We start from the raw sequence: 12,174 nt of genomic DNA on the forward strand, positions 1-12,174 counted from the left end.
AATGCTATCAATTGGTCAATATTGATCGAATTACCACTTCATTAATGCAGAAGCCCACGTAAACCCGCTTCCAAAAGCAGCCAGACAAATCAGGTCGCCGCTCTTCAATCTGCCTTGCTCCCAGGCTTCCGATAGTGCGATGGGAATGGAGGCGGCGGTGGTGTTGCCGAAGCGTTGCAGGTTATTTACTACCTGCGATTCGCTCAGTCCAAGCTGCTGCCGTACATAATCGCTGATACGAATGTTGGCCTGATGAGGTACAAGCAAGTCAAGATCGCTGTGCGTGAGTCCGTTAGCTTCCAGTGCCTCACCAATTACCTCGCCGAAGCGAACAATTGCATGTTTGAAGACTGCATTCCCATTCATATACACATTAAAACCGCCTTCTTCCAGCATTTCGCTGTTCACAGGTCTTCCTGGCCTGCTGCTTCCGGGGTCACGCACATAAAGTTCTTCTGCAAATCGCCCGTCAGCGTGCAGGTGTGTAGATAATATACAATGTTGGGGATCGTCGGTAGCCGATACGACAGCCGCACCTGCGCCGTCACCAAAAATCACCGCAGTATTGCGCCCCGCGGTACTTTTATCGATCCATGAAGACTGGATTTCCGAGCCTACCACCAATGCATTTTTATACATTCCCGATTTGATAAACTGGTCGGCGATAGAAAGCGCATATACAAAACCAGAGCATTGTTCCCGAATATCAATAACCGGCTTTCCGTCCATTTTGAGCTCGCGCTGCATTAAAAATGCGGAGCCCGGGAAAAAATAGTCGGGCGTTATGGTGGCGTAAACGATTACGTCAATCTCATCGGCGCTCATTCCGGCGCGTTCCAGCGCCTGGCGGGAAGCGGCGGCGGCCATGCTGTAATTCGTGTCTTTGCCATATTCAAAGTAGCGGCGTTCGCGAATGCCGGTACGTTCCTGGATCCATTCATCAGATGTTTCCATCCATTGTGTCAGATCATTATTGGTCACGATGTTTTCAGGAACATAGTAACCCAAACCGGTAATGCGCGAGAATTTCATATTCGTATTTTGAACAACAAGTTGTCAATAAATAAGTCAGGCCTTTTGTCTTCTCATATTCTCTGCCAGTGATAGCCCGATATAAATGACGAGTATCAATGGTACAGCGAGGAATTTCAAAGTAACAAGAAGCACAATAGAACTAACTATTAAAAGAAACCGTGCCTCGTTTCCTTTCCAGCCAAAATGTTTGAATTTTAATGCAATCAAAGGCAGCTCCATGACAAGCAGGTAAGACATTACTACTGTCAGGATCAGTAAGTTGGTTGTGTTGATGATAATATCTTTCCAGAATTCACTTTCGAGCTGAACTATGAATGGAAGCGCGGCGATCAGCATGGCATTAGCCGGGGTAGGTAAGCCGATGAAGGTATCCGACTGCCTGGTGTCGTTGTTAAATTTAGCTAAACGCAATGCCGAGAAAATCGCCATGATAAAGGCAGGATAAGCCTTCCAGATCCCCATCAGGTCGGGGATGCTTTGCATAAGCAATTGGTAAACGATAATAGAGGGCAGTAGCCCGAATGTGACCATATCGGCCAGTGAATCGAGGTCTTTACCAATCGCAGAACTCACTTTCAGCATGCGCGCCAGAAAACCGTCCAGAAAGTCGAAAATCAACGCTACGCCGACGAGGATGCAGGAGATCAGCAGGTTGTTGTGAAATGCTTCCACCACGCCCACGCAGCCACAAAGAAGGTTTCCGCAAGTGAGTGCATTGGGTATGTTTCGCCTGATCATAATATCGTCGGGTTTCTTATCTGAAAAATGGATTGTTCTTTTTCTCAAAACCAACTGTAGTCGCATCCATGTGGCCCGCATAAACGGTATAATCCTCTGGTAATGTGAAGATTTTGTTTCGGATACTTTCCAGTAATGTAGCGTGGTTGCCGCCCGGCAAGTCTGTCCGCCCGATACTCAGCCGGAAAAGCACGTCGCCGCCGATTACAAAACGGTCGTCGTGACTTACAAATGCAATGTGGCCCGGCGCGTGGCCCGGCACAAAAATGATTTCGAGACTGCTGTTACCAAAGCGGAAGATTTCTCCTTCTTTAAGGTAACTGTCGAGTTCCGGTTCTTCAAATTTGTAAAAACCGTAATTCGAAGCGTAAGTTTTCACGGCTTTCAGCAGCGGCTCGTCGAGCTGGTGCAGCGAAAAGGGAATGTTGTATTTCCGTTTCAATGCAGCTACGCCCAGCACGTGATCAATATGTGCGTGGGTATTGATATTATGTACCGGTTTGAGGTTCTTGGCCTCTATAAAACCAGCCAGTTCCTCCACTTCCGACTGTTCGTAACAACCTGGATCTATGATAATGCACTCTCCTGTTTCATCATAAAGCAGGTAAGTGTTTTCCGAAAATGGATTGAATGTAAAATCTTTTACGCGAATCATGAAAGTCAGATTTACTGCATTTGCCGCAGGGGCGAAGTTACAAAAGACTTTGTAAACAGCCCCGCGGCTTTGGCGTAATAAGACCTAAAAGAAAAATGCCACAATGCAAGGTGCTCGCATTGTGGCATTTTGATAATATGTCTGATTAATCAGCCTGCACTTCCTGCAAAGTCACTTTAATGCGGTTGTAGTACAATCTGGTAATTCCCTCGTAACCTGAATCCGTACCAACAAAAAGCCAGATTTCTCCATTTGCATTGGCTTTGACGATGAGTGGCTTGCCTGCATTGGACCTGTCTACGAGCGTGTATTTCACTTTATCCGTTCCATTTGCCACATCCCCTAACACAATTGCATCTTTACCACCTTGTGACTGCTGGCCTTTGTCCAGGTTAAACTCGTATTCGGTACCCTTCAATGTGGCTTTCGGCTCCGTGCCGGACGCACCCGCTTTTACATAAACCGAACTTGCAGGCGAGCCGCCTGCCCCCATACCGCCGTTTGCTGCATTGGTTCCCAGGCTGATATCAAAAACAGTCTCATAGCTTTTGCCCGGAACAAGGCCCATCACCTTTTTCTTAAGGTACATAAAAACATCATCGCTCCTGTTTGAACTTTGAAGCATAAAACCGTGCTGGGTGGTATCAAGTCCCCTTGGTAACGAGAGTACGCCGGCAGCAAGGTCTAAGGTTGAAGTATCTGTTTTGGTGGAGTAATCAGAGAATTCTGCTGTCCAGCCTTCCGCGCCGGTTTCGAAGTTTGAATCTACGGTAGTGATTGCATTCAGGCCGTCATCATTGCAGGCAGACATTGCCAGTGTGAAAATTACACCTGCTGCTGCGATCCATTTTTTCATTGTTAAGCTGATTTGTTAATAAAGTAAATAATGCATTGTTGCTTCAAGAGGCAAATACCGCCTGCAAGGTTGGAAACAGCACCATTTAAAATTTCTTCACTTACCCGATTGAAAAAATGACTGGCCGCTTGTGCAGGTCAGGTTTACTCGATTTCCAATTCCTGACGGGCATTGTTTTCACAAATTCCGTCGCAGCTGTAATGTCAGCTGCGATGCTGAGCATGGTATCAGGCTGGCAGGTTTCCAGCAACGTGTCGAGCAACTGGTTATTTCTGAAAGGAGTTTCCATAAACAGCTGCGTTTGCTGCCGCTGCCGGCTTTCCCTTTCCAGCGTTTGTATCATTTTCTTGCGCTGTACCTTGTCAATGGGCAGGTATCCGTGAAATGCAAACGATTGTCCGCTAAGCCCTGAGGCCATAAGAGCCAGCAGAATGGAAGAAGGCCCCACCAGCGGCACTACCTGAATGCCCAGCTGATGTGCCAGGTTCACCGCAACTGCGCCGGGATCAGCAATACCAGGACAGCCCGCTTCCGAAATCACGCCCGCATCCCGGGGAAGACTTTTCAGTGCTTCATAGGTTTCAGCCTCAGGAGTGTCTTTGTTTAGTTCAATAAATGTGAGCTCGTCAATCACTTTTCCGAGACGCAGGCTGCTGATGAAGCGCCTGGCAGTACGCACATTTTCCACAAAAAAAATATCCAGCGATTCAATAGCCGCTATCACCCCCGGACTGAGTACCTGATCTTGGGTACCGTCGGCCAGGACAGTGGGGATCATGAAAAGCTTTAAGGCAGTTTTACGCATTGAAGTTGTAGTTATTGCTTGTTTCCAACCAATCCGAGGCTATTTGCATCCTAAGGTTTATACAAACTTAATCACTATGAAAAGGCTTTTATACTTCACACTATTTCTTACCGTTCTTATTTCCTGTAAAAAAGACAGCATGGACGCGGCCCTGAATGGAATTGCGGTTGCAAGTCCGATAGCCGGTAAATGGCGCCTGAGCCAGATCGAGCGGGCTTCCGTTGACAACAGGAACGAATGGGAATATGTTGCTGCTTCTCAAGTGGACACCATCGGGTTCCGTGAAGACGGGGTTGTGCTGCAAGCTGACGGTCTCCCGATGTGCTGCGCGCCCAAATCCCTCATCATCAATGGAGTACTAATGGATATCAAGCCCCAGTCCCCGATTCCGGCAAACGGAATTTGTGCAACTGTCAGCTGTGTTTATTGTCCGGTTTGGGAAATTACAGTTACCGGCAACGAACTGATCGTATCTTCCTGCCTCAAACAACGCCGGAAATACATCAGATAGCCTCATCGAAAAACCCGGCAACAGCCGCAACGAATTCTTTCGGTTTTTCTGCCTGTACCCAGTGGCCAGCGTCTGCAATGGTTTCGAATCTGGCTTCGGGGAACATTTCCTGAATTCCGGCAAAATCCTCGTCTTTGATATAATCAGACTTTTCGCCACGTATAAAGAGCACTGGGCCCGAAATGGGCGTCTGGTAGGTAATTTCCTGACCTACATTGGCCATATCCGTCGTGAGTAGCGGCAGGTTGAAACGCCACGCAAAGCCACCTTCATCCTTTCTGTACAGGTTTTTGAGCAAAAACTGGCGCACTGCCAATATCGGCTCGTATTCACTTAACAGCTCGTCAGCTTCGTTCCGACTTTCTATTTTATCAATGGGAATTGCATTCAAACCTTCCAATATCTGGGCGTGGTGAATGGGGTATCCTTTCGGGCCGATATCAACTACAACCAGCGCTTCATAAGTGCCCGGGTAAGTTACTGCATACTGCATCACCGTTTTGCCGCCCATTGAATGTCCGATCAGAATGGGGTTCTCCAAATGATGTTCTGCTATAAATTCCTTTAAGTCGGCTGCAAAAGTGGGGAAGTCGAGTGGTCCCGCGTGTGGGGAGCGGCCGTGGTTTCGCTGATCGACCAGGTAAACGCGGTATCCCAGCTCCGCGATCGTTTTACTGATTCCCGACCAGTTATCGAGCAGGCCGAAAACGCCGTGAAGTATAATAACCGGCTTGCCGTGTTCACCTACCTGTTTAAAATTGAGCTGCATGATATGAGTTGAATGAAAATTTAATAATACGATAATATTGGAATTTTTGCCCGCAGGCGCCTCCGTTTAAAAAAGATTTAAAATAGCCGAAACCGGTAAATAATCGGCTGAATACGGTAATGCTGCTGATAAAGGATTTTTAACGATTTGGTAACTTTCAAAATATTGAAGTATTGGTACACTATTCTGTATTATTTCAATAGATCAATTAGTTACGTATATTAGTATTGTATTTTAGTAGGATTAGTGTTTTTGTTTCTAAAATAAAAATCTTATTATTTTGCGGTAAATGATCACTCATCGCGATCGATGATGCCCCCATTTATACAAACCAAATCACCAACTTTTATGAACGGGAAAAGTTTACTTTTCAAGGCAGCGTGTTGTACGCTGGTTACTCTTCTATTAACCATTTTCGGGCCGGATGTTTCTGCCCAGGTAACTTCATCAGCAATCACCGGCCGGGTTACAGACACAAAAGGTGACGCGCTCCCAGGTGCAACCGTTGTGGCGATTCACACGCCTTCCGGTACAAGGTACGGATCTGTTACGAATGAACAGGGTTTGTACACCATCCCGGCAGTTAGGGTAGGCGGGCCTTACTCGGTGACTGTCTCGTTCGTTGGTTTCAGCGACAAATCTCAGGAAAATATCTTCGCAAACCTGGGAACAGCAGCGAATGTCAATTTCGATCTGCAGGACGGATCTACTGATCTGAACGAAGTAGTTGTAACAGGTGCAGGAAGTGACATTTTCAGCTCAGACCGCACAGGTGCAGCGACAACTTTCGATAAAGGATTGCTAGGCAGCCTTCCAACTTTGGGAAGAACTTTAAATGATATCACCAAATATAATGCCTACGGTAACGGCCGCTCATTCGGTGGGCAGGACAGCCGTTATAACAACTTTACCATTGACGGATCTGTTTTCAATAATGGTTTCGGATTGGGTAACGAAGCAGCAGCAGGTGGCCGGACAGGTTCCTCTGCAATCTCGCTGGACGCTATCGAAGAAGTTCAGATCAACATTGCGCCTTTTGACATTCGTCAATCAGGTTTTGCGGGTGCGGGTATTAATGCAGTAACCCGCTCAGGTACCAATGAATTTTCAGGATCGGTTTTCCATTTCTTCAAAAACAAAAGTCTTGCAGGTGATGAGGCTTACGGAAGCAAGATCAACGTAACTGAGTTCAATGAAAAAACAACCGGTTTCCGTTTCGGTGGCCCGATCATTAAGAACAAGCTTTTCTTCTTTGTAAACGGGGAGTTTGTGAAACGTTCAAGTCCTGCATTGGATTTTGTCTTGAACCGCGGTCAGTCGGGTGACAATGTATCCCGTACAACTGCTGCCGACCTGGAAGATCTGGGCGCTTTCATGCGCGAAAAATTCCAATATGATATCGGTGCGATCGACGGTTTCAACAATGAGAACAAGAGTAATAAGTTTCTTGCCCGCATTGATTACAACATCAGCGACGCGCACAAACTGACAGTTCGTTACTCACACCACGATTCTGACTCTGATGTGTTGATCAGCCAGAGCAACAGTAGCAACACAGCTGGTTTCGGTAACCGTACCAACTCGCTTTCCGCGATTTCTCCTCAGAATACGGGCTACATTATCCAGGATAACACACGCTCTTTCGTAGCTGAGTTGAACTCTAACTTCGGTGGGAAATTCGCCAACAACCTGATCGGAACTTTCAACAAGCAGATTGAAGACAGAAAGTACAAAGCGCCGATTTTCCCAACTATCGAAATCCAGAAAGACGGATCTACTTACACCACAATCGGTTCCGATCCATTTACCCCAAATAACAAACTGGATTACTCTACGCTTAATATCACCGATAACCTGACTTATTTCGCAGGAAAACATACTTTGACTGCCGGTGCTTCTTACGAGTATTTCAAGTCAAACAACTTGTTCTTCCCGACTTCAAACGGGGTTTACGTTTTCCGTTCAATCCAGGATTTCAAAAATGCAGCAAATGCATATCTGGCTAACCCGAACCTGACTGTTGCACCGGACACATTGGTTCGTTTCAACTATCGTTATTCATTGCTTCCAGGCGGCGCTGCTCCCTGGCAGGAGTTCAAAACGCAGACAATCAGTTTGTATGTACAGGATGAATACCAGGTTACGCCTAACTTGAAAGTGACGGCAGGTCTTCGTGGCGACTATATCACGATCCCGAACACTTCGAAACAATATTACAATGCAGAAGTAGCAGGAATAGATTTCAAGGATCCAGCCGGTGAAACTTATAAAGTTAACACAGGTAACGTTCCCAAATCCCGCATTTACCTGTCTCCACGTATCGGTTTCAACTGGGATGTAAAAGGAAACCGTACTACCCAGGTTCGCGGTGGAACAGGGTTGTTCTTGTCAAGAATTCCTTACGTTTTGATCTCAAATCAGTTGGGTAACAATGGGGTGAACTCTGCGACGATTGTTGGTAACAACACAACTGCATATCCATTTACATTGGATCCTTCCCGTTACAATCCAACAACCTCTGCTCCATTGCGCGGTTACCAGGTGAATGCTTCTGACGAAAACCTGAAATTTCCACAAGTTTGGAAAAGCAACATTGGTATCGATCAGCAATTGGGCTGGGGCGTAGTGGCGACTGTGGAAGGTATTTTCAATAAAAACTACAATGCACTCCGCTATATTGACGTGAACCTGAAAGCGCCTACTGCACAGTTTGCAGGTGTTGATAACCGCGATCGTTTCCCCGCTTCGGGCTTATCTGGCGCAGCAGTTAACCCGGCTCGCCTCGTGAACACGACGGTTTCAAACGTGTATGTTTTGACCAACACCAACAAAGGTTATTCTTACTCGATCACGGGTAAACTTGAAAAAGCAGCAACGCGCGGCTTCGGTGGAATGATCGGTTATACTTACGGACAAGCGAAAGACATTGCTTCTGTATCCAGTACAGTAGAAGGTAACGTACCGGGTATTAATGGACTGAACTACCTTGATCTTGCCTGGTCTGGTAACGATTTGCGTCACCGTTTTGTGGGATATGTAAGCTACCGTAAAGAGTATGGCGGTAAATTCGGCGGCGCTACTATGTTTACATTGGGTGGTGTTTCCAACAGCGGCACGAAGCTTTCTTACATCAGCTCAACGGATTTGAATGGTGATGGTCAGAACAATGACTTGCTTTATGTTCCAAACAGTGCTTCGGAAATCAGATTCTCTACGCTGACTACAACTGTTAACGGGAAAACTTACACATTCTCGCCAGAGCAGCAAGCTGAGGCTTTCCAGAAATACATTGATAACCACCCGTATTTGTCAGAAAGAAAAGGACAATATACAGAGCGTAATGGCGGTGCTTATCCTTGGTTGACTAGATTTGACTTCACCGTTGAGCAGGATTTCTTCGTGAAAGTTGGTGCGAAAAACAAGAAGAACATCATTCGCCTGAGAGCTGATATTTTCAATGTCGGTAACCTGATCAACAACAAATGGGGTGTAGGAAACCAGGTAACTGTTTCTTCCAACAGCACACAATCCAACCCGCTTAACTTCGCAAGCGTTTCAGCAGACGGGGTTCCTTCATACAGAATGGGAACGCAGGTTGTGAATGGTGAGACTGTCCTGGTTCTCGATGCTTTCGTGAAAGGTCGTACGATCAACGACGTTTGGCAGGCGCAGGTTGGTATCCGTTATATCTTCAACTAAGCAGAAACCTGCTGGTTAGCAAGAAAGCCCGGTCATTTGGCCGGGCTTTCTGTTTTTATTCTTTTTTGTAAAAAATACTTTGTACCAAAACGGGATTGTCGGTGCAGATGATATCCGGCCCGCCGCTCTCCCAGAGCTTCTGGTACAGCGGCCGGGAAGCGCTGGCTTGCAGGGTGTCAATGTTTCCATTGGTACCGAACGAGGATACGACGTTCAGGTTGTGTATTTTGTCGTAAAAAGGCTTGTCCTGCAAATCCCGCGGGGTTAATGCAACCAGCTTTTCCATCGGTAAACCCGACTTGGTAACTGCTTCAATGTGATCGTTGCTGTTAAATCCGACGGCCAGCATTAAATCCGGTGCAAGCTGGTGTGCCTGTTTTGCCTCCGCAAGCGAGTAGCATATCAGCACCGATTTATTTGCATTGCCCGTTGCTTTCAGCATTTCAATAGTTTTAGGTAAGCTGGTTTCGGGCTTTTTATCGACAATAAGAATCAGGTTTTTGTCTTTACTCCAATCCAGTACATGCTGTAAAGTGGGCATTCCATGTTCTGTGATCGTACCCTGGCTGTCTTTCAGTTTCAGTTTGCTTACTTCTTTCCATTTCTTTTTGTTTAAAAGCCCTTTTCCATTGGTGCGGGTTTCGAGTTCGTTATCGTGCGAGATCACGAGCAGGCTGTCGGCGGTCATTCTCACATCAAATTCGAGCAAAACGCAGGGAACTTGCTTGTAGGTTCTTTCAAATGTAGCCAGGCTATTGCCGGGAAAACCGTCTTCTGTTCCTCCCTGGTGCGCCATGATCATGGGCGTGGTGCGGCCGGAGGGTTTGAGGTAGCGTTGCAGTGCATGAGGTGTGTCAAATTTGCATTCACCTTGTGCAAAACCATACATCGGAATGGCGCCGAGCAGTATGGCGATTCCATTTTTGACTATTGAGTTCATGAGCTTGGAAGTTTAGTCCGGTACCTTGTCTTTCTTCAAAACCGATTCCATTCCCGTGCGGTAGCCTTCTACGATCAGTCGCGAAATATCGTCTGACGTAAAACGCTGCAAGTCCAGGAACAGCGGGGCAATTGGTCGGATTACCGTGAGCTTCATCTGCTTTCCTCTGAGTATAGACCGGTCTACATACGATTCAGCCCAAAGAATATTGCTGTTAACAATTTGGTTTACAGTAATATCCCGCACGCGTTCGATCAATGTAATCAGGTTTCGTGCATTAATTCCTTCCGGTTGATAGAGCAGGGGAGAGTGGCAGGCAATGAGCACGATTTCGGTGGCTCCATCTTCAATAGCCTGCCGAATGGGCGCTACCTCGCGCATTCCGCCGTCGAGGTAGAGTTGCTGCTCTATTTCCACGGCAGGCATCAACATGGGAATGGAAGAACTCGCAAATACGAAATCCACATAATGCGGGTCGGCGGTTGAAACATACCTGATCTCGCCGGAGCTGACATTCACAGCACCTACTTTAACTTTAACCGGAGTATTGGCCAGGTACTCGCTCTTTACCTGCTTGCGGATCAGATTATGCAGCGGTGCCGGGTCGACAATCCCGTCAAATCGGCTCATTAAGGTGTTCATCCCGAGCATTACCCGGGATCGCAGCATGGATATATCCTGTGGGGCAGTAATATTTTTGATCCAGAATTCAAGCAGGCGGCGACCAGCCACCTGCCAGTTTACCTCACCCTTTTCACTAAGCTGTTTACCCGCCTCGTTGGCCAGAAAGGTAGTGTTCAATGCGCCAACCGAGATCCCGTAAATCATTTCAGGTTCAAATCCATTTTCCAGTACCGCCTGAATAACGCCCACCTGAAAAGCCCCCTTCATAGATCCGCCCCCGAGGACAAGTGCTTTCATTTTTAATGATTGAATGATTAAATGAGGGAATGAGTGAGCCGCCGTGGAACTGAGGCACAAGCTTTGTCACCCTGAGCGCAGTCGAAGGGAATGCGTTGTCGCTCTTCCCTTCGACTGCGCTCAGGGTGACAAAAACTTCCTTCCCTTCCTCCATCCTCCCTCTCCTCCTTCCCCCCAATTCTAAACATTTTCACCATTAAATTGATATAAACAGAAGATTTTATTCCAAATTTGAAGATTAGTGTTCAGGAACATCTTTGGTGTTCACAGGATCGGAATCCTGGCCTGGACTACCTCTTAATATCCAGAGGGACGCTGTCCCTTTTACATGCATATGACCCTTTCAATAAAGGAAATTCAAGTTCCTATTGCAGACGAAATGAAGGCTTTCGAGCAGAAATTTCGTCAATTTATGAAGAGCGATGTAATGCTTCTTGACCAGATCATGAACTACATTGTAAGGCGTAAAGGCAAGCAACTACGTCCGATGTTCGTCTTTCTTTCCGCCGGGGTCTGCGGTACTATATCAGAATCAACATACAGGGGCGGTGCTTTAATAGAGCTTTTGCATACAGCCACACTCGTGCACGACGATGTGGTGGACGATTCCAATTACCGTCGCGGCTTCTTTTCTGTGAATGCATTGTGGAAGAACAAAATCGCCGTGTTAGTAGGAGATTACCTCCTTTCGCGCGGACTGCTTTTGTCAGTCGATCATGAAGAGTTTAATCTCTTAAAAATCGTTTCGACCGCAGTCCGGGAATTGAGTGAAGGCGAGTTGCTGCAAATAGAAAAAGCCCGCCGCCTTGATATCGATGAAGAAGTATACTATCAGATTATCCGCCAGAAAACTGCTTCCTTAATCGCTTCCTGCTGCGCAGTAGGAGCCAGCTCCGTGGGCGCTACCGAAGAAATCGTCAAACGAATGCACGCTTTCGGCGAGAAAGTTGGAATGGCATTTCAGATCAAAGACGACCTTTTTGACTATGGTGAAGAGGAAATTGGAAAGCCGCTTGGTATTGATATCAAGGAAAAGAAAATGACCCTGCCGCTAATCTATGCGCTCAACAAAGCTTCCTGGCTTGAAAAAAGAAGGGTGATCAATATTATCAAAAATGAAAGTCACAAGCCCGGCAAGGTAAAGGAGGTCATTGATTTCGTAAAAAGCTCCGGCGGGTTGCGCTACGCACAGGAAGTAATGCAGCGGTACGTTGAGGAAGCCCACGTGATATTAATGCAGTTTGC

Annotated in this window: 11 protein-coding genes; 3 read left to right on the plus strand and 8 right to left on the minus strand. The window is 46.8% G+C overall.

Annotated features, from left to right (window positions below; translation table 11 throughout):
- Positions 1-30 precede the first annotated feature (30 nt).
- The 5 genes from ACTIE6_RS05710 to ACTIE6_RS05730 form a co-directional block, all read right to left on the minus strand.
- Positions 31-1,032 (minus strand): 3-oxoacyl-ACP synthase III family protein, encoded by a 1,002-nt coding sequence (locus ACTIE6_RS05710; RefSeq protein ID WP_439555713.1) that lies wholly within the window; start codon positions 1,030-1,032, stop codon positions 31-33.
- A 36-nt stretch (positions 1,033-1,068) separates the two neighbouring features.
- Positions 1,069-1,821 carry a CDP-diacylglycerol--serine O-phosphatidyltransferase gene (gene pssA / locus ACTIE6_RS05715; RefSeq protein ID WP_439555714.1) on the minus strand — a complete coding sequence of 251 codons (753 nt, stop codon included), beginning with the start codon at positions 1,819-1,821 and terminating at the stop codon, positions 1,069-1,071.
- Positions 1,790-2,428 carry an MBL fold metallo-hydrolase gene (locus ACTIE6_RS05720; protein ID WP_439555715.1) on the minus strand — a complete coding sequence of 213 codons (639 nt, stop codon included), beginning with the start codon at positions 2,426-2,428 and terminating at the stop codon, positions 1,790-1,792. Before ACTIE6_RS05720 ends, pssA begins: the two co-directional genes overlap by 32 nt.
- Before the next feature lie 145 nt (positions 2,429-2,573).
- Entirely contained in the window at positions 2,574-3,284 is a 711-nt protein-coding gene (locus ACTIE6_RS05725) for a hypothetical protein (RefSeq protein WP_439555716.1), read from the minus strand.
- Positions 3,285-3,384: 100 nt separating this feature from the next.
- On the minus strand, positions 3,385-4,089 hold the full coding sequence (locus ACTIE6_RS05730; protein ID WP_439555717.1) for an SAM-dependent methyltransferase: 705 nt from the start codon (positions 4,087-4,089) through the stop codon (positions 3,385-3,387).
- A 76-nt stretch (positions 4,090-4,165) separates the two neighbouring features.
- Between ACTIE6_RS05730 and ACTIE6_RS05735 the strand changes: the two genes are divergently transcribed.
- Positions 4,166-4,600 carry a hypothetical protein gene (locus tag ACTIE6_RS05735; RefSeq protein ID WP_439555718.1) on the plus strand — a complete coding sequence of 145 codons (435 nt, stop codon included), beginning with the start codon at positions 4,166-4,168 and terminating at the stop codon, positions 4,598-4,600.
- Here the strand turns inward: ACTIE6_RS05735 and ACTIE6_RS05740 are convergent.
- A complete protein-coding gene (locus ACTIE6_RS05740) occupies positions 4,593-5,369 on the minus strand; it encodes an alpha/beta fold hydrolase (RefSeq protein WP_439555719.1) in 777 nt (258 codons plus the stop codon). The two genes, ACTIE6_RS05735 and ACTIE6_RS05740, sit on opposite strands and share 8 nt — an antisense overlap.
- Positions 5,370-5,717: 348 nt before the next feature.
- Between ACTIE6_RS05740 and ACTIE6_RS05745 the strand changes: the two genes are divergently transcribed.
- On the plus strand, positions 5,718-9,068 hold the full coding sequence (locus ACTIE6_RS05745) for a TonB-dependent receptor (protein WP_439555720.1): 3,351 nt from the start codon (positions 5,718-5,720) through the stop codon (positions 9,066-9,068).
- Positions 9,069-9,123: 55 nt separating this feature from the next.
- Here ACTIE6_RS05745 and ACTIE6_RS05750 read toward each other — a convergent pair whose 3' ends face one another.
- Both ACTIE6_RS05750 and ACTIE6_RS05755 read right to left on the minus strand, forming a co-directional pair.
- Complete coding sequence (locus ACTIE6_RS05750; RefSeq protein WP_439555721.1) at positions 9,124-10,008, minus strand: glycerophosphodiester phosphodiesterase family protein; 885 nt, start codon at positions 10,006-10,008, stop codon at positions 9,124-9,126.
- A 12-nt stretch (positions 10,009-10,020) separates the two neighbouring features.
- The gene (locus tag ACTIE6_RS05755; RefSeq protein ID WP_439555722.1) at positions 10,021-10,929 is read right to left on the minus strand and encodes a patatin-like phospholipase family protein; all 909 of its coding nucleotides are present in this window, start codon (positions 10,927-10,929) and stop codon (positions 10,021-10,023) included.
- A gap of 334 nt (positions 10,930-11,263) precedes the next feature.
- On the opposite strand from ACTIE6_RS05755, the gene ACTIE6_RS05760 reads away from it, so the two are divergent.
- Positions 11,264-12,174: polyprenyl synthetase family protein (locus ACTIE6_RS05760; protein WP_439555723.1), on the plus strand; the 911-nt coding region annotated here is incomplete at its 3' end.

The organism is Dyadobacter sp., from assembly GCF_051859145.1.
In the GTDB taxonomy this organism is placed as follows: Bacteria; Bacteroidota; Bacteroidia; order Cytophagales; family Spirosomataceae; genus Dyadobacter.